This window comes from Rhodococcus sp. 05-2255-3B1, from assembly GCF_002258545.1.
GTDB lineage: Bacteria > Actinomycetota > Actinomycetes > Mycobacteriales > Mycobacteriaceae > Rhodococcoides.
Map to the genome: position 1 here is coordinate 326,123 of NZ_NOZC01000035.1, position 16,850 is coordinate 342,972.

Genomic DNA, 16,850 nt, shown 5'->3' on the forward strand with positions numbered 1-16,850 from the left:
CCGGACCGACGAAACGAGGGCCATGCCGACAAGCAACCGAAAGGAACGCTATCGGCTCGGTTCCGCTCCACGCTTGGGCATGAACAGTGCCGCGACGGCCATCACCGCTGCCGCCGCCAGGACACCGAGAAAGACCGGATGGATGGCGTCGGACAGTTGTTCGGGGCTCGGGTCGGCGGAGATCCGTGAGTTGACGATGGCACCGAACACCGCGACTCCGACTGCGCTGCCGATGGAGCGGGCGAACATGTTGGTCGAGGTGGCGACGCCGCGCTCGGACCATTCGACGCTCGACTGAGCGGCGATGAGAGTGGGGCTGGCGATCAGACCCATACCGAGGCCGATGACGAAGCACACCGCGCCCACCTGCCACACCTGTGAACCGGCACCGAGGCCGGTGGCGAATGCCGCTCCGACGACCGCGATGGAGGCACCGATGAGCGCCGTGGTGCGGAAGCCGAACCGCAGGTACACCCGCCCGGAGAGCGATGCCGCGATGGGCCAGCCGAGTGTGAGGGTGGACAGGGCGAATCCGGCGACGATCGCGCCGGTGCCGAGCACGCCCTGCACGAACGTCGGAACGTAGGACGTCAGGCCGAGAATCAATGCCCCGACGAGCAGCGAGATGGAACTGCTGACCACCAGCACCCGACGGGTGAACACCCACAGCGGCAGGATCGGCTCCTCGACTTTGGTCTGCACCACTGCGAACGCGGCCAGCAAGGAGAATCCGGCGACGAAGATGGCGATGCTGACGGGGGAGTTCCAGGCCCAGGACTGTCCGCCCTCGAGCAGCCCGAGCAGCACCATCGCTGCGCCCACCGTCAGCAGGCCTGCACCGAGGTAGTCGATCTTGGGCTTGGTGCGTTCCACGGCTCCCTCGTCGAATTTGCGCCACAGCATTACCGCGGCCAGCGCGCACAGCGGAATGTTGACGAAGAAGATCCAACGCCACGTCAGGAACTCGGAGAAGATACCGCCGAGCGCCGGGCCGAGTACCGAGGACATCGCCCATACGCTGGCGAGGTAGCCCTGCACCTTGGCGCGCTCGGCCAGGGTGTAGATGTCGCCGGCGATGGTGATGGCCATCGGCTGCACGGCACCCGCACCGAGACCCTGGACGGCACGGAAGGCGATCAGGGCGGGCATGCTCCAGGCCAGGCCACACAGGACGGAGCCGAGCAGGAACACCGCGATGCCGAACAGCATGATCTTCTTGCGGCCGAACAGGTCGGCCAGTTTGCCGTACAGCGGCACCGATACCGCCTGCGCCAGAAGATAGATGGAGAACAGCCACGGAAACTGAGTGAACCCGCCCAGGTCGTCGACGATGGACAGCACCGCCGTGGCGATGATGGTCGAGTCGAGAGCGACCAGAGACGTGCTGAGCATCAGCGCAACCAGTATCGGTCCTCGTTCGGAGCGGAATCCGACATCCGATGTCGTGTTGTTCGTTGCCACAGCTACCAGTCTGATGCCTGCCGGCACCCCCGCGGCCACCGGCCCAGATAGTGTTGAACACCGTGCGACCATCACTGAGTAGCTACGAGCATCTGGCCGGCGGCAAGGTCCGCGATCTGTACACGATCGACGACGCGCATCTGTTGCTCGTCGCGAGCGACCGAATCTCGGCCTACGACCACATCCTCGACACCCCGATCCCGGACAAGGGACGCGTGCTGACGGCGATGAGCGTGTTCTTCTTCGAGGAGCTCGGCGGCGTCAACCACCTGGCCGGCGATCCGCTCGACGAACGCATTCCCGCCGAACTGCTCGGCCGTGCCCTGGTGGTGAAGAAGCTGAACATGGTGCCGATCGAATGCGTCGCGCGTGGGTACCTCACCGGATCCGGGTTGGCGGACTACAACGCGACCGGAGCCGTGTGCGGCGTGCAGCTTCCCCCCGGGCTCGTGGAATCCAGCAAACTCGACCAGGCGATCTTCACGCCCGCGTCGAAGGCCGAGATCGGCGACCACGACGAGAACATCACCTTCGACCAGGCCGTCGAGCAGGTCGGTGCCGAACTCGCGTTCAAGCTGCGTGAGGACACCATCGAGATCTACACGCGCGCAGCCAACTTCGCTCTGGAACGCGGAATCATTCTGGCCGACACCAAGTTCGAGTTCGGTACCGACGCCGACGGCAACCTGGTCCTCGCCGACGAGGTTCTCACCCCTGATTCCTCACGCTACTGGCCTGCCGATTCGTACCAGGAAGGCCGCGTCCAGCCCAGCTTCGACAAGCAGTTCGTCCGCGACTGGTTGACGGGCGAATCCGGCTGGGATCGCAGCTCCGACACTCCACCGCCACCGTTGCCGGACGACATCGTCGCCGCAACCCGCAGCCGCTACATCGAGGCCTACGAGCGCATCTCGGGTCTGAACTTCGACGATTGGGTCACGCCATGACGATCACCCCTCCCGTTGCCAAGAAGGTGCCGCACGAGCGCACCCATCACGGGGACACGTTCATCGACAACTACGAGTGGTTGCGCGCCAAGGACGATCCCGAGGTGATCGCCCACCTCGAAGCCGAGAACGCCTACACCGAGCAGCAGACGGCCGGCCTCGAGTCACTGCGGGGAAAGATCTTCGACGAGATCAAGTCGCGAACCCAGGAGACCGACCTGTCCGTGCCCACGCGCATGGGGCAGTGGTGGTACTACTCGCGCACCGTCGAGGGACAGTCCTACGGACTCCAATGCCGTTGTCCCGTCGACTCTCCCGACGACTGGACCCCGCCCACCCTGTCGTCCGACGTGGACGTCCCCGGTGAGCAGATCCTGCTCGATGCCAACGAAGAGGCGAAGGGACACGACTTCTTCTCCCTCGGCGCGTTCTCGATCAGCCTCGACGGCAACCTGCTGGCCTATTCCACCGACACCGAGGGCGACGAGCGCTACACACTGCGTTTCAAGAACCTCGAGACCGGCGAGCTGCTCGCCGACACCATCGAGAACGTCGCGCCCGGGGCCACCTGGACGGCCGACGCGACCCACGTGTTCTACCTGACGGTCGACGAATCCTGGCGTCCCGATACCGTCTGGCGGCACACCCTCGGCACGTCGGGGGACGTCAAGGTCTTCCACGAGCCCGACGAAAGTTACTGGGTCGGTTTCGGTTCCACCCGCAGCGAGAAGTACCTGATGATCTGGGTCGGCTCGAAGATCACCTCCGAGTGCCTGGTGCTGGAATCCACCGATCCCGAGGGCGAGTTCCGCGTCGTACTGCCCCGCACGGACGGCGTCGAATACAGCATCGAGCACGCCGTCGTGGCCGGTGAGGATCGATTCCTGATCACCCACAACGGCTCGGTGAACGGTTGGGGCACCGAGGGGGAGAAGGCCGAGAACTTCCTGCTCGCCGAGGCTCCGGTCTCGGACCCACTCGATCAGCGCACGCTGGTTCCGCATCGCGACGACGTCCGCGTCGAGGACATCGATGCGTTCGCCGGCCACCTGATCTTCACGTACCGACGAGAAGCCCTGACGCGCATGGCGATCTGGCCGCTGACCGACGAGGGGTACGGCGAGTACCGCGAGCTCGAATTCGACGAGGAGCTCTACTCCGTCGGCGCAGGTTCGAACCCGGAATGGGATCAGCCGCTGCTGCGGATGGTGTACACCTCGTTCATCACCCCCGGCCAGGTCTACGACCTCGACATCGCCAGTGGCGAACTGCTGCTCCGCAAATCACAGCCGGTCCTGGGCGAGTTCGACGCCGGTGACTACGTGCAGCATCGTGAGTGGGCCACTGCGCCGGACGGAACTCAGGTTCCGCTGTCGGTCATCGCGCGCAAGGATGTCCCCGAGGGGCCGGCTCCCACGTTGCTCTACGGCTACGGATCGTACGAGGCGTCGATGGACCCGTCCTTCTCGGTCGCCCGGTTGTCGTTGCTCGACCGCGGCATCGTGTTCGTCGTCGCACACGTACGCGGCGGCGGCGAGATGGGTCGGCACTGGTACGACAACGGCAAGACGTTGAAGAAGAAGAACACCTTCACCGACTTCATCGCTGCCGCACAGCATCTCATCGACACCGGGCGCACCTCACCGAAGCATCTGGTCGCCGACGGCGGCAGCGCAGGCGGACTGCTCATGGGAGCGGTGGCGAACATGGCACCGGAGTTGTTCAACGGCATCCTCGCCAACGTTCCGTTCGTCGATCCGCTCACCTCCATCCTCGACCCGTCGCTCCCGCTGACGGTCATCGAATGGGACGAGTGGGGAAACCCGTTGGCCGACAAGGAGGTGTACGAGTACATGAAGTCGTACAGCCCCTACGAGAACGTCGAGGCCAAGGACTACCCGTCGATCCTGGCGATCACGTCCATCAACGACACTCGCGTCCTCTACGTCGAACCCGCCAAATGGGTTGCGGCTCTGCGTGCGACGAAGACCGGTGACTCGGACCTTCTGCTCAAGACCGAAATGAGCGCCGGACACGGCGGCGTCAGCGGACGCTACGAGAAATGGAAGGAAGCGGCTTTCGAGTATGCGTGGATCGTGAGCGCCTCCGGCGCACGTGCATAGAAATTCGTAGCCTGCTACGAATTTCCGCTCACATGCGGCGCAGCCGCTCTAACGCCACACGTAGCGGACCTGCGGTCGCCCGGCCTTGCCGTATTCGGTGTGCCGGGTGACCAGTCCGTCGTCGGCGAGGCGCTCGAGATATCGCCACGCCGTCACTCGGGACACTCCGACGACCTTGGCAGCCTCGGATGCATTGAGTCCGTCGGCCGCTTCCTTGATGCTCGCGGTGATGCCGTCCATCGTCTGCGGGGCGATGCCCTTGGGTGTCGAGACGCGTTCGTCGGCCGTCCGCAGATGCGCCATCGCGCGGTCGATGTCGCGTTGACTCGACGCGTTCTCTCCGGCAGGCAACGCGGCATGGAATTCGCGATAGCGCTCGAGCTTGTCGCGGAACGCGGCGAACGTGAACGGCTTGAGCAGATACAGCACGATGCCGTGTGCCACGGCGGAGCGCACCACCGACAGATCCCGTTCGGAGGTGATGGCGATGACGTCGGGACTCGGGCGTAGACCGCCGAGCGCCGCCGCCACGTCGATGCCGCTCGCGTCGGGCAGACCGATGTCGAGCAACACCAGATCGACGGCCTCGGTGCTGGCGAAGCGCATGGCCGACGCTCCGGTGTGCGCCACCCCGGCCACCTCGAAGCCCGGGGTTCGCTCGACGTACGTCTTGTGCGCTTCGGCGATCAGCGGTTCGTCGTCGACGATCAGGACGCGGATCACGAGAGCGATCCCGGGATGGTGGCGACCATGACCGATCCGTACGTCACTTCCGAGGTCAAGGTGCCGCGATGGCGACCGATCACCTGAGTCACCAGGGCGAGGCCGAGACCGCGTGAGCCGGACTTGGTCGAGTAGCCTCGCCGCAGAGCAGCTTTGAGCGTTTCCGGCGGCATTCCGGGACCGCTGTCGGCGACTCGGACGACGAGTTCACCATCGGCGTCACGGACCGTCACTTCGACCCACGGCTGGTCGGATTCTTTCGAGGCATCGATGGCATTGTCTATCAGATTGCCTACCAGCGTGACCAATTCACGTGCAGTGAGCACACCCTCGTGCTCCATGGCCGTGTCGTCGGTGATCGTCAGCTCCACGCCCTGCTCGGCGGCCTGACTGACCTTGCCCAGCAGCAGTGCAGCGAGTGCAGGTTCGCTGACCGCGTTCATCAGGCGATCGATGAGAGCCTGCGACAGCTCCAGATCGGCCGTCGCGAATTCGACTGCCTCCTCGGGTCGGCCGAGCTCGACCATGGTGATGACGGTGTGCAGCCTGTTCGCCGACTCGTGAGCCTGCGAACGCAGCGACTCCGCGAAACTGCGCACCGAGTCCAATTCACCCATCAACGAACGCAATTCGGTCTGATCGCGAATTGTGAGTACGTTGCCCAGGCGTCGGCCCTCCCACATCACCGGATCCTGATTGACCACGAGCACGCGATCCTTCGTCAGATGCAGTTCACCGCGCACGATGCCGGTGTCCATCTGCTGCATGGACTCCGGCAACGAGCCGAAGGAGACAGGGCCCTCGGGCAGATCGAGGAGGCGTCGGGCCTCGTCGTTGACCAGCTCCGCCTCGTCACCCCGGCCGAACACCAGCAAGCCTTCACCGATGGAATGCAGAACGGCGTCGTGATGCTCGTACATCGTGCGCAGCTCCGCAGGAGCCATCCCCAGTGTCTGACGCCGGAGCCGGCGGCTGAGCAGCGTCGATCCGGCGGCGGCGACGACGAAGGCGGCGAGAACGACCCCGACGATGAGGGGTAGACCCTGGAAGAACTGGTCGCTGATCTTGGCCCTGGTCACGCCCGCCGAGACGAGGCCGACGATCTCGCCGGAGGAATCGGTGACCGGAGTGACCGAACGGATCGACGGGCCGAGAGAACCCACGTACGTCTCGGTGAACGTCTCACCCTGCAACGCGCGATCGATGTTGCCGCTGAATGGCTTACCGATCAGGTCGACGGTCGTGTGGGTGAAACGGGTCCGATCCGGGGCCATGACCACGATGAAATCGACACCCGTGACCTGACGGATCTTCTCGGTTTCCGGCTGCAGCCGAGACGTCGGATCGTCGGACTCGATAGCAATGGGCGTCGACGGTTCGTTGGCGATACTGACCGCGATCGCCGTGACTTCGCGTCGGGTCGCGTCGTCGCTGTTGGACCGCTCGTTGAGCACCGTCAGGATGCCGCCGGCGAACACGACGACCGCCATGACGACGAGCTGGAGCACCAACACCTGGCCGGCGACGCTCAGTGGGCGCTTCGAGGACAACGCAATCCTTTCGTGCAATACATCGAACGTGAACGAAATGAACGTATAGGTGACTCCTGTCACCCGGTGCAGCAACATCATCTCTCAGCAGGGGTGATCCACCTCACTCCACTCCCAGTAGTCACGAAGCCAGCAGTTCGACTCGCGCTTCACCGGAACCAGAAGGAACATTCATGACAACCATCGATGCGGAGCGGTTCGACAATCCGCCCACCGAGCCCAAGAAGAAGCGCGACAAGACTCACTGGCTCTACATCGCCGTGATCATCGCCGTCGTCGCCGGCGTCATCGTAGGACTGACCGCCAAGGACTTCGCCGTCGAGCTCGCGGTCCTCGGCACGCTCTTCGTCAGCCTGATCAAGATGATGATCAGCCCGGTCATCTTCTGCACCATCGTCCTCGGTATCGGATCGGTTCGAGCGGCAGCCAGCGTCGGACGGGTCGGCGGCCTTGCCCTGGCCTACTTCATCACGATGTCGACCATCGCCCTCGGTATCGGCATGGTCGTCGGCAACCTGATTCAGCCCGGCGAGGGACTCAATATCGTGCCCGGCGGTGGCGATGAGTACGCCAAAACCGCAGAGGGTGCAGGCGGAACCATGGACTTCATCGCCGGCATCATCCCGGAGAGCTTGCTGTCGTCGCTGACCGCCGGATCCGTCCTGCAGACGCTGTTCGTCGCCATCCTCGTCGGCTTCGCGCTGCAGGCCATGGGCAAGAGCGGCGAGGGCATCCTCAAGGGCATCGGTTCGGTGCAGAAGCTCGTCTTCCGCATCCTGACCATGATCCTGTGGCTCGCCCCGATCGGTGCCTTCGGTGCCATTGCCGGTGTTGTCGGCAAGACCGGGTTCGACGCCGTCATCCAGCTCGGCACCCTGATGCTCGCCTTCTACATCACCTGCTTCATCTTCGTCTTCTTCTTCCTCGGACTGATCCTGCGCTTCGTCTCCGGCTTCTCCATCTTCAAGCTGGTCAAGTACCTGGCCCGTGAGTACCTGCTCATCGTCGCCACGTCGTCCTCCGAATCGGCCCTGCCGCGTCTGATCGCCAAGATGGAGCACGTCGGAGTCGAGCGCACCACCGTCGGCATCGTCGTCCCCACCGGATACTCGTTCAACCTCGACGGCACCGCGATCTACCTGACGATGGCCTCGATCTTCATCGCCGACGCCATGAACATGCCGCTCTCGATCGGCGAGCAGTTCTCGCTGCTGCTCTTCATGATCATCGCCTCCAAGGGCGCAGCCGGCGTCTCCGGAGCCGGTCTGGCCACCTTGGCCGGTGGCTTGCAGAGCCATCGCCCCGAACTGCTCGACGGAGTCGGCCTGATCGTCGGAATCGACCGCTTCATGTCCGAGGCCCGTGCGCTGACGAACTTCTCGGGTAACGCCGTCGCCACCCTGCTGGTCGGCACCTGGACCAAGACCATCGACAAGGATCGAGTCAATACCGTCCTCGACGGCAACCTTCCGTTCGACGAGGAGACCATGGTCGACGATCACCTCCCCGAGGACGACCGGCCTGCAGACAAGCAGGTCATCATCGAAAAGCACGCCGCCAAGGCGTAGTGCCTGCCGGGCGCCGCGCATCCCCCCGTCGCCCGGTTCGGAAAACCGAGAACGACCCCGCCACCAGCGGGGTCGTTCTTGTTTTCCACGTCGGTTCCCGTTCTCGGCGTACTCACAGGTAAGTTCGGATGATGACTGAAGTTCAGAACATCGGCATCAACACGCTGGGCGGTGCGCCCACCTCGCTCGACGAGTACGCCGGACGGGCCGTGCTCGTGGTCAATGTCGCGTCCAAGTGTGGACTGACCCCGCAGTACGAAAAGCTCGAGAAGCTCGCCAACGATTACTCCTCTCGTGGCCTGTCGGTCGTCGGAGTGCCCTGCAACCAGTTCGGTGGCCAGGAGCCCGGCACGGCAGAAGAGATCGAAACCTTCTGCTCCACCACCTACGGCATCACGTTCGCGATGACCGAGAAGATCGACGTCAACGGTGACAATCAGCACCCGTTGTACGCCGAACTGACCAAGACCGAAGACGCCGAAGGCAAGGCCGGAGACGTCCAGTGGAACTTCGAGAAGTTCCTGATCTCGCCCGACGGCGTCGTCACCAACCGTTTCCGTCCGCGCACCGAGCCGGACGCCCCCGAGGTGCTCGCAGCGATCGACAAGATCCTGCCGAAGGAAACGATGACCGTTTAGCTTCTGTCTGCATCGACTTCGAGTCTCGTTCACGCTGGTGTGCGAGGCTCGAGTCATGTCTGGACGTCTGATCGTGTCGGTGAGCGGTATCAAGAACGACACCTACGAGCACGCCGCCGAGTTCGCGCGGATCCTCGACGGACGAGGCGTTCCGCTCTCACTGCTCGTCGCGCCTCGGTTGAAGGACAGATACCGTCTCGCAGCGGACGCGCCCACCCAGGAATGGTTGCGGGCGCGACGCGACGGCGGCGACGCGATCGTTCTGCACGGCTACGACCAGGCCGCGACGAAGCGTCGACGCTCCGAGTTCTCCGCACTGCCGCGTCACGAAGCCCGACTTCGACTGATGGCCGCCGACCGCGTCATGGAACAGACCGGCCTGCGCACCCGGGTGTTCGCCGCTCCCCGCTGGATCGCTTCACCCGGCGCCGTGGAAGCACTGCCCGACGCGGGATTTCGAACGTTGGCTGCGCTCAACGGTATTCACGACCTCGACCGGGACGGTGTCGTCCGCGCCCGAGTCTGGGGAATCGGCGAAGGCTTCAAAGCCGAACCCTGGTGGTTCAAAGCACTGGTACTCGGCGCAGGCCGCACCGCCCGCCGCGACGGAGTGGTACGCCTGGCCATCAGCGCCAAGCAACTCGGACGGCCCGGACCGCGCCAGGCAATCCTGGACGCCATCGACCTCTCCCTGCACCACGGAGCCGAGGCCGGGGTCTACGAATGGACCCCACGCACCAAATCCCGCGTGGCCTAGCGGACCGTTTCGTTCGCTCGCGCGCTCTCGCGTCAATGGACCATTGCACTCCCCAGACGTATGCAATGCGACATTCACGCGCACGGGGTTGTGGCGTGAATGTGCCAGTGCAGCGCCCAGACGTATGCGATGGTCCATTGACGCGAACGGGGTGGGCGCGGTCGTAGACTCGCAACAATGAGTGTCTCGACTGTGACCCTGGACGACATCGTCGCCGCGCATCGTATTCTGCGCGATCGCAATCCGCTGGTGCAGTGTCTGACCAACACCGTGTCGGTGCAGTTCGTCGCGAATGCACTCCTGGCCGCGGGTGCCGCTCCGGCGATGGTGGACAACCCAGAGGAAGCGGCCGGATTCGCCGAGATCGCCGATGCAGTGCTGGTCAACCTCGGAACTCCGACGGCTGCCCAGGTGGAAAGTTCTCGGCTGGCGTCGGCCGCGGCGAGGGCAGCGGGGAAGCCGTGGGTACTCGATCCGGTGGGAGCGGGCGGTCTGCCGTGGCGAACCCAGGTGGCCGTGGAGCTGCTTGCCAACCGGCCCAGCGTCATTCGCGCAAATGCATCGGAAGTCATGGGACTGGCGGGCGCTGACGGCGGATCGCGCGGCGTGGATTCGTCTGCAGCCGTGGCAGATTCGGTCGAAGCGGCCCGGTCGCTGCTCGATCGAGTGGACGTGGTGGCTGCATCAGGGGAGATCGATCACATCCTCGGCCCCGGCGGCCTGGTGAAGGTGGGCGGCGGAAGTGCACTGCTGCAGCGAGTTACGGCTACCGGGTGTGCGCTCGGTGCACTGACGGCTGCCTACTGCTCGGTGTCACCGAATGCGCTGATCGGTGCCGTCGCGGCGCACGCGCATGTCGCGGTGGCGTCGGAGATCGCGGCCCGGTCGACGTCGCGGCCGGGATCCTTCGCAGCCGCGTTCCTCGACGGACTCGACACTGTCGACGAGTCGGCAATTCGTGAATTGGTTCGGCTCGACATCGGCTGGCCTGAATGACGCGCGCTCCAGTGTGCACCTGGCGCTCCACTGTGCCGCAGTATCCGCGGGAATGTCGCGAAATGTGCGCGTAGTGGTGCGAAAAATGCAGATCGCTGCGAAGGTAACGCCCTCTTGACCGAAACGTGATGTAACGGAACATGTTTGCGGGCGGACATACCTGGCGTCGGGCAAATCGAACCAGGTGGTCTCATGAAGCGAATTCTCCTCGTCACCCTCACTGCTCTCAGCCTTGTCGCGTGCGGAAACTCGGACGAACCGAGCGCAGCGCCGGTCACTGCTGCCCCCACCACGGCGTTCACCTCGAGCGCTCAGGCCCCGGCCACCCAGCCACAGGCCCAGCAGGACGAGGGCCGGCCGATCGTCGACGCCGGGGGCGCAGAGCCGAACGGTCCGGTCGACTCGAACACCGAGGAACTACCGGAGAACAACTCCCTGCCCGACGGCGAACAGCATGCACCGGGCTCGGAGTACCCCATCTGCCTGGGGCTGGACTCCACGAGGGTGGTCGACGCGGTCGCGTCGTTGCCGGAGTACTTCCCGGGCGAGCCGTGGATCGCAACGAAAATCGGTGACGCCTGCGCGCCGTTCACCTGGGTGCGAGCCGACACCGGCGGGACCGTGTCGTCTCCGACGCACCTTCTCTTCTTCGCAGGTCACAACTACGACTACCTGGGCACAGCGACGCTCGAGCCCACCGCGTTCACCTCGGTGGTGGGCCAGACCGCCGACACCGTCACCGTGAACTACCGCTGGCCTCTCGCGAACGACGCCAACGCGAATCCGACCGGCGGCCCGGTGACGATCGACTATCGATGGGATGGGACGCAAGTGACCATGATCGGTACCCTCCCGCCCGAGGTCATCGGCTAGATCGAGACGGACGATTCCTCGGGAAGCTCGCGGATTTCGGCGTCGGACATCTCCTTGAAGCGGCCGTAATAGATGCCCCTTGCCTGCTCCGCAACCACGGCCTGGTGAATGGGGAAGGCCATCCTCGGAGCCACCGCGCGCAGGAACTCGACGGTCTCGGAGAGTTTCGACCACGGCGCGGCTGCGGGAAGCGCGAGCACCTCGACCTGCTGCTCGGGGACGAACAGCGAGTCACCCGGGTGGAACAGCTGGCCCGGATTCTCCGGAGTGCCGAGCAGGTAACCGGTGTTGTCGATCTCCGGCAGTTCGGGATGGATGACGGCATGGGTGCCGCCGACGCCGGTGACCGTGATGCCGCCGACCGTGAAGGCCTGACCCGCGGGAGCCGGAGTCCACTGGCCGCCGAGCTGGCCCGCGGTCATCGGATCGGCGTGCAGTGCCGCTCGCGGATTCGCCTCGACGAGCGCGGGAAGCCGTTGCAGATCAACGTGATCCGGATGCTGATGGGTGACGAGGATCGCGTCGAGTCCGGTGATGCCCTCGAACCCGTGAGAGAACGTGCCGGGATCGAACAACACGGTGGTGCCGTTGAGTTCGACGAGAACGCAGGAATGTCCGAAGTGTGTCAGCCGCATGGACTCCACAGTAAGCGCGGTTTCGCGCCTCCCGCCAGGGCTGCGTAGACTCCCACCTGCCGGTAACTGTCTTGCTGTACGTATTTCAAGGAGCGCTTTCGTGGCCCGAGTCGTTGTCGATGTCATGCCCAAGGCCGAGATTCTCGATCCGCAGGGTCAGGCGATCGCAGGAGCGCTCGGCCGTCTGGGGATCTCCGGCGTGTCCGACGTCCGCCAGGGCAAGCGCTTCGAGCTCGAGGTCGACGACACCGTCGACGACGCTGAACTCGAGAAGATCGCAGAATCACTGCTTGCCAACACCGTGATCGAGGACTGGACGGTCACTCGCGTCTCGGTGGAGCCCGCCGCATGAGCGCCCGCGTAGGGGTCATCACGTTTCCCGGGACCCTCGACGACGTCGACGCCTCGCGCGCCGTCACCCTCGCCGGTGGCGAGGCCGTCAGTCTGTGGCATGCCGATGCGGATCTGAAGAACGTCGACGCCATCGTCGTCCCCGGCGGATTCTCGTACGGCGACTACCTCCGGGCCGGTGCAATCGCTCGCTTCGCCCCCGTGATGGAGTCCGTCGTGAAGGCCGCCGAGGGTGGCATGCCGATCCTCGGCATTTGCAACGGCTTTCAGGTGCTCTGCGAGGTGGGCCTGCTCCCCGGCGCGCTGACCCGTAACGAGGGTCTGCACTTCGTCTGCCGCGATCAGTGGCTGAAGGTGGAGAACACCGACACCGCATGGTCGTCGCGCTACGAGCCCGGTGCCGAGATCCTGATCCCGGTCAAGAATGCCGAGGGCCGGTTCCAGGCACCGCAGAACGTGCTCGACGAGCTCGAGGGCGAGGGTCGCGTCGTGTTCCGCTACAGCGGCACCAACCCGAACGGATCGCAGCGGGGGATCGCAGGAATATCCTCGGCCAACGGTCGGGTCGTCGGTTTGATGCCGCACCCCGAGCACGCCACCGAGCCGTTGACCGGACCGAGCGACGACGGCCTGGGGATCTTCTACTCGGCACTGGACACGATCGTCAACGCCTGAGTTTCGTGTCGGTGGTCGCGGTTATTGTGCCGCCATGACACTGACCTTGGGCATGATCACGTTCGACACAACCGATCCGGAACCGCTCGCACACTGGTGGGCGGCACAGGTGGACGGAACGATCGTGGAAGAGAACGACGGCTGGTTCTACGTCGTCGAACTCGCTGCGGCACCGTACCGAATGGCCTTCCAGAAGATCGAGGACCCGACGCCGGGCAAGAATCGCGTCCACCTCGACATGACCACCCTTGACCTCGACGGCGAGGTCGCGCGGCTGGTCGAGGCGGGTGCACGCGAAGTTGCGCAGCACACCATGGGCGACTTTCGCTGGGTGACGCTGAGCGACCCCGACGGCAACGTGTTCTGCGTGTCCGGGTCGCACTGAGCAGTGAATGCCGGCCCAGGCATGGGTGACTCTGGTGGTAGGCGTCCTCGCCGTCGTCGGAGTCGCTCTCACCATTCGTCAGCGCACCGTCGCCGACAAACGAGCGCAGGCATGGCAGCGGATCACCTGGTGCCTCGACCACACAGTCAGCACGGACGACGCCGAAGCTGCCCTGGGGTGGGATATCTACGGGGCGGTCACAGATTCGCCACTCATAACCAGAACAGAACAGGACGTTCTCGTTGCCGTTGCCGATCGCGCCCTCCGACACGCACTGGCGGAACCCTCTGAATGCGAGGACACTGACAATCGAGTCGATGAACTGGAGGAACCGCGATGACCACCGCCGAGGAACGCAAGATCAAAGCTGGGCGTCCGGAAGTCGCCGCGGCCGCGGCTCGCGCATCGATCGCAATCCGTGAACGCAACGGGCGTGAGGTACCTCAGTGGATTCGCGACGCCGCAGCGGGACGACCCACCGTCCCGCCGCCCGAATAGCACGCGTCCTATCAGGACACGAGCGCCCAGCATTTCGTCTCTGGAATGCGGTGCGTTCGTCGTGAATGCCAGGCGTTCGGACCGTCGAACACAGTCATGCCGCACACTCTCGCAGCTCGGTCACAGTCGAGGCGAAGATGCCGGTGGGTTCGATCGAGATCCCGTCGAACACCTGGCAGTACTCGCCGTCCCGCCAGAAGAACACCGAGCGAGACAGTGGGCTCGGTGTATCACGACTGAACATATCCGCCAGATCGGCGAGCTCGGCTGCTGCCATGAGCGCCACGTCGGCGTTGCGCGGCCGGTGAAAAACGAACTCGTAGGCATTGGGAACCACGAACAATACGCCGTACAGACATTCGCCGAGGTGCGCGGAGATCAGCGTGGTCATATCGGCAACCTTCGACGCGAGGTAGATCGAATCACCGCTGAGGACCTCGATGTCGATGCTGTTTCTGCTGAGAATTCGGCCGTCCTCGAACTTCAGCGCCGCGGTGTTCCTTCGTCCGGCTGCCCAGGCGGCGTTCAGGTCTCGGCCGACGAGATGCCGATCTGCCAGTGTCACAGCGCGATTCGGAGAAGACAGGTTCAGCACCCGTCGCGGTGCGCCCGGCACGTCGAGTAGTGGGACGGAATACTCGTACTCGCACTCACCCATAGCCGCCAGGGCTGACGGAGCGATGACGCGCTCGCGCAGCCTCGAGTGGAATTCGTCGTCCGACAATCCGGTGAAGAACGTGGGATCTGCCTCGCGCATCGTCTCGATCATGAGGTCGACATGGCCGGCGATGATGCCGTCCCACGCCGATCGACTCACCCCGGAGCATCGGGCGAACACATTGTTCAGTGACATGCGAACGCCCGAGCCCACCGCCAAAGTCGTCGCGTCCTCGCGGTGAACCACCACCCCGCGCTTGCGAAATGCTTCGATCGTCTTCATTCGCACGATGGCGAATGTGGTCGCGTGAACTGCGCCGTAGTCGGGCAAAGAATGAAATTTCATGACGTCGTCCCCCCGGTCGGTGTGTGCTCTCGAGGTGTTCGACGCGGCGGCTGCCACAATGGTTCCCATGTCGACTCACGCCTCCGCAACCGGTCTCTGCAACTTCGTCGACGTGTCGCCGTCACCGTTCCACGTCTGCAACACGGTGTCGGTGCAGCTCGAGGACGCCGGTTTCGTACGCCTCGAGGAGACCGACGCCTGGTCGACGGACCCGGGCCGCTACTACCTCGTTCGCGGCGGATCACTCGTCGCGTGGAGTACCGAGCACAGTAATTCGGGTCGTTCCGCAGGCTCCACTCCTGACGGCCCGTTCCGAATCGTCGGCGGGCACACCGACAGCCCCAACCTTCGCGTGAAGCAGCATCCCGATCTGCAATCCGCGGGCTGGCAGATGGTGGGCCTCGAACCGTACGGCGGTGCCTGGCTCAACTCCTGGCTCGATCGCGATCTGGGTATCTCCGGCCGGTTGAGTGTGCGCGACGGCAACACCGCCCGCGAGGTACTGGTGAAGGTCGACGAGCCCATTCTGCGAGTTCCGCAGCTGGCAATCCACCTGTCCGAGGATCGCAAGGGCGTCACCCTCGATCCGCAGCGACACGTCAATGCCATTTGGGGCGTGGGCAATTCACCTCAGTCGTTCATCGCCTACGTCGCCGAGCGAGAAGGCGTCGACCCGCATTCGGTACTGGGTTGGGAGTTGATGACACACGACCTCGCACCCAGTGCCGTCGTGGGCGTCGAGTCCGAACTGGTCAGTGCGCCGCGTCTGGACAATCAAGGAACCTGCTACGCCGGAACTCAGGCTTTGCTTGCCGCAGTGGACAATCCGACCGCAGCCACGCCGGTGCTGGCACTGTTCGACCACGAGGAAGTCGGCAGTATGTCCGACCGCGGCGCGTTCTCGGACCTGCTGAACACAGTGCTCGAGCGCATCGTGCTCGGACGCGGCGGTGGGCGTGAGGAATTCCTGCGCACGATGGCCGGATCCATCTGTGCCTCGGGCGATATGGCGCACGCGACGCATCCCAACTACCCGGACCGGCACGAGCCCGCGCATCGCATCGAACTCGGTGGGGGACCGGTGCTCAAGGTCAACCAGAATCTGCGCTACGCAACGGATTCCGCGGGAGCGGGTGCCTTCGCGCTCGCCTGCGACCAGGCCGGAGTTCCCATGCAGCGCTACGTACATCGCGCCGATCTGCCGTGCGGATCGACCATCGGACCCATCACCGCATCGCGCACCGGCCTGTCGACAGTGGACGTAGGAGCCGCTCAGCTCGCCATGCACTCGTCACGAGAATTGATGGGAGCTGCCGACGTGAAGGCATACGCCGACGCGTTGGCGGCATTCTTGGCTCCTGCCTGAGCTCGATCGGCGGCGCACACGCGCGCGCATTCGTCGGGTGCGCGCGGATTTGTGACCCGTGCGGTGGCAATTCCGCGCGCGTTCGGCAAACGCGCGCGCGTTTGCGGGGGTCGGGGGGCGGCGGGTGTGGGCGGAAGCTGAATACCGCGGCGCGACATCGTTCGGCGTTCCCCGTTTCTCGGTCGGCCAGTCGCAACCGCGCGCGCATTCGTCAGGTGCGCGCAGATTGGTGACCCGTGCGGTGGCAATTCCGCGCGCGTATGGCTAACGCGCGCGCGTTTGCGGGGTCCGGGGGTGAGCG

The 16,850-nt window shown here is 64.6% G+C and carries 18 protein-coding genes; 13 read left to right on the plus strand and 5 right to left on the minus strand.

From position 1 onward, the window contains the following. Positions 1 to 48 precede the first annotated feature (48 nt). The gene (locus CH249_RS20870; RefSeq protein WP_094656555.1) at positions 49 to 1,461 is read right to left on the minus strand and encodes an MDR family MFS transporter; all 1,413 of its coding nucleotides are present in this window, start codon (positions 1,459 to 1,461) and stop codon (positions 49 to 51) included. Between the two features lie 62 nt (positions 1,462 to 1,523). Here CH249_RS20870 and CH249_RS20875 point away from each other — a divergent pair, with 62 nt between their 5' ends. Both CH249_RS20875 and CH249_RS20880 read left to right on the plus strand, forming a co-directional pair. Then, positions 1,524 to 2,408 carry a phosphoribosylaminoimidazolesuccinocarboxamide synthase gene (locus tag CH249_RS20875; RefSeq protein ID WP_045200314.1) on the plus strand — a complete coding sequence of 295 codons (885 nt, stop codon included), beginning with the start codon at positions 1,524 to 1,526 and terminating at the stop codon, positions 2,406 to 2,408. Continuing rightward, positions 2,405 to 4,531 carry a S9 family peptidase gene (locus tag CH249_RS20880; protein WP_094681858.1) on the plus strand — a complete coding sequence of 709 codons (2,127 nt, stop codon included), beginning with the start codon at positions 2,405 to 2,407 and terminating at the stop codon, positions 4,529 to 4,531. The genes CH249_RS20875 and CH249_RS20880 overlap by 4 nt, the downstream gene beginning before the upstream one ends. Positions 4,532 to 4,579: 48 nt before the next feature. Here the strand turns inward: CH249_RS20880 and CH249_RS20885 are convergent, their stop codons facing one another. Beyond that, on the minus strand, positions 4,580 to 5,254 hold the full coding sequence (locus tag CH249_RS20885) for a response regulator (RefSeq protein WP_032395931.1): 675 nt from the start codon (positions 5,252 to 5,254) through the stop codon (positions 4,580 to 4,582). Beyond that, on the minus strand, positions 5,251 to 6,744 hold the full coding sequence (locus CH249_RS20890; protein WP_230596876.1) for a sensor histidine kinase: 1,494 nt from the start codon (positions 6,742 to 6,744) through the stop codon (positions 5,251 to 5,253). Before CH249_RS20890 ends, CH249_RS20885 begins: the two co-directional genes overlap by 4 nt. Positions 6,745 to 6,977: 233 nt before the next feature. Here CH249_RS20890 and CH249_RS20895 point away from each other — a divergent pair, with 233 nt between their 5' ends. The 5 genes from CH249_RS20895 to CH249_RS20915 all read left to right on the plus strand — a co-directional run bounded on the left by CH249_RS20895 (position 6,978) and on the right by CH249_RS20915 (position 11,636). Then, positions 6,978 to 8,372, plus strand: a complete 1,395-nt coding sequence (locus CH249_RS20895; RefSeq protein ID WP_094633005.1) for a cation:dicarboxylate symporter family transporter — start codon at positions 6,978 to 6,980, stop codon at positions 8,370 to 8,372. Positions 8,373 to 8,500: 128 nt separating this feature from the next. Then, positions 8,501 to 9,010 (plus strand): glutathione peroxidase, encoded by a 510-nt coding sequence (locus CH249_RS20900; protein ID WP_306436637.1) that lies wholly within the window; start codon positions 8,501 to 8,503, stop codon positions 9,008 to 9,010. 55 nt (positions 9,011 to 9,065) lie between these two features. Continuing rightward, the gene (locus CH249_RS20905; RefSeq protein WP_094681857.1) at positions 9,066 to 9,767 is read left to right on the plus strand and encodes a DUF2334 domain-containing protein; all 702 of its coding nucleotides are present in this window, start codon (positions 9,066 to 9,068) and stop codon (positions 9,765 to 9,767) included. A 177-nt stretch (positions 9,768 to 9,944) separates the two neighbouring features. Then, a complete protein-coding gene (thiM, locus tag CH249_RS20910) occupies positions 9,945 to 10,763 on the plus strand; it encodes a hydroxyethylthiazole kinase (protein ID WP_176459133.1) in 819 nt (272 codons plus the stop codon). Positions 10,764 to 10,955: 192 nt separating this feature from the next. Next, positions 10,956 to 11,636 (plus strand): LppP/LprE family lipoprotein, encoded by a 681-nt coding sequence (locus tag CH249_RS20915; protein ID WP_094630443.1) that lies wholly within the window; start codon positions 10,956 to 10,958, stop codon positions 11,634 to 11,636. Here CH249_RS20915 and CH249_RS20920 read toward each other — a convergent pair. Further along, positions 11,633 to 12,271: an MBL fold metallo-hydrolase gene (locus tag CH249_RS20920; RefSeq protein ID WP_094681856.1), complete on the minus strand. Its 639-nt coding sequence runs from the start codon at positions 12,269 to 12,271 to the stop codon at positions 11,633 to 11,635. The two genes, CH249_RS20915 and CH249_RS20920, sit on opposite strands and share 4 nt — an antisense overlap. Before the next feature lie 100 nt (positions 12,272 to 12,371). Between CH249_RS20920 and purS the strand changes: the two genes are divergently transcribed. The 5 genes from purS to CH249_RS28055 are packed head-to-tail and all read left to right on the plus strand — an operon-like array spanning position 12,372 to position 14,180. Then, positions 12,372 to 12,623: a phosphoribosylformylglycinamidine synthase subunit PurS gene (gene purS / locus CH249_RS20925; protein ID WP_032395924.1), complete on the plus strand. Its 252-nt coding sequence runs from the start codon at positions 12,372 to 12,374 to the stop codon at positions 12,621 to 12,623. Next, positions 12,620 to 13,297, plus strand: coding sequence for a phosphoribosylformylglycinamidine synthase subunit PurQ (gene purQ, locus CH249_RS20930; protein WP_045196674.1), 678 nt, complete (start codon positions 12,620 to 12,622; stop codon positions 13,295 to 13,297). The genes purS and purQ overlap by 4 nt, the downstream gene beginning before the upstream one ends. Before the next feature lie 34 nt (positions 13,298 to 13,331). Next, complete coding sequence (locus tag CH249_RS20935; protein WP_094681855.1) at positions 13,332 to 13,682, plus strand: VOC family protein; 351 nt, start codon at positions 13,332 to 13,334, stop codon at positions 13,680 to 13,682. A 7-nt stretch (positions 13,683 to 13,689) separates the two neighbouring features. Then, entirely contained in the window at positions 13,690 to 14,022 is a 333-nt protein-coding gene (locus tag CH249_RS20940; RefSeq protein ID WP_094645721.1) for a hypothetical protein, read from the plus strand. After that, a complete protein-coding gene (locus CH249_RS28055) occupies positions 14,019 to 14,180 on the plus strand; it encodes a hypothetical protein (protein ID WP_155290807.1) in 162 nt (53 codons plus the stop codon). The genes CH249_RS20940 and CH249_RS28055 overlap by 4 nt, the downstream gene beginning before the upstream one ends. 94 nt (positions 14,181 to 14,274) lie before the next feature. Here CH249_RS28055 and CH249_RS20945 read toward each other — a convergent pair whose 3' ends face one another. After that, a complete protein-coding gene (locus CH249_RS20945; protein WP_179272976.1) occupies positions 14,275 to 15,183 on the minus strand; it encodes a hypothetical protein in 909 nt (302 codons plus the stop codon). A gap of 58 nt (positions 15,184 to 15,241) precedes the next feature. Between CH249_RS20945 and CH249_RS20950 the strand changes: the two genes are divergently transcribed. Then, positions 15,242 to 16,549 (plus strand): M18 family aminopeptidase, encoded by a 1,308-nt coding sequence (locus CH249_RS20950; protein WP_094681854.1) that lies wholly within the window; start codon positions 15,242 to 15,244, stop codon positions 16,547 to 16,549. Positions 16,550 to 16,850 lie beyond the last annotated feature (301 nt).

Coding starts and splice junctions, on each gene's coding strand:
- CH249_RS20895 (WP_094633005.1), top strand. CDS start 6,978: ATGACAACCATCGATGCGGAGCGGTTCGACAATCCGCCCACCGAGCCC.
- CH249_RS28055 (WP_155290807.1), top strand. CDS start 14,019: ATGACCACCGCCGAGGAACGCAAGATCAAAGCTGGGCGTCCGGAAGTC.
- purQ (WP_045196674.1), top strand. CDS start 12,620: ATGAGCGCCCGCGTAGGGGTCATCACGTTTCCCGGGACCCTCGACGAC.
- thiM (WP_176459133.1), top strand. CDS start 9,945: ATGAGTGTCTCGACTGTGACCCTGGACGACATCGTCGCCGCGCATCGT.
- CH249_RS20945 (WP_179272976.1), bottom strand. CDS start 15,183: ATGAAATTTCATTCTTTGCCCGACTACGGCGCAGTTCACGCGACCACA.
- CH249_RS20890 (WP_230596876.1), bottom strand. CDS start 6,744: ATGGCGGTCGTCGTGTTCGCCGGCGGCATCCTGACGGTGCTCAACGAG.
- CH249_RS20880 (WP_094681858.1), top strand. CDS start 2,405: ATGACGATCACCCCTCCCGTTGCCAAGAAGGTGCCGCACGAGCGCACC.
- CH249_RS20915 (WP_094630443.1), top strand. CDS start 10,956: ATGAAGCGAATTCTCCTCGTCACCCTCACTGCTCTCAGCCTTGTCGCG.
- CH249_RS20935 (WP_094681855.1), top strand. CDS start 13,332: ATGACACTGACCTTGGGCATGATCACGTTCGACACAACCGATCCGGAA.
- CH249_RS20905 (WP_094681857.1), top strand. CDS start 9,066: ATGTCTGGACGTCTGATCGTGTCGGTGAGCGGTATCAAGAACGACACC.
- CH249_RS20900 (WP_306436637.1), top strand. CDS start 8,501: ATGATGACTGAAGTTCAGAACATCGGCATCAACACGCTGGGCGGTGCG.
- CH249_RS20920 (WP_094681856.1), bottom strand. CDS start 12,271: ATGCGGCTGACACACTTCGGACATTCCTGCGTTCTCGTCGAACTCAAC.
- CH249_RS20950 (WP_094681854.1), top strand. CDS start 15,242: ATGGTTCCCATGTCGACTCACGCCTCCGCAACCGGTCTCTGCAACTTC.
- CH249_RS20940 (WP_094645721.1), top strand. CDS start 13,690: ATGCCGGCCCAGGCATGGGTGACTCTGGTGGTAGGCGTCCTCGCCGTC.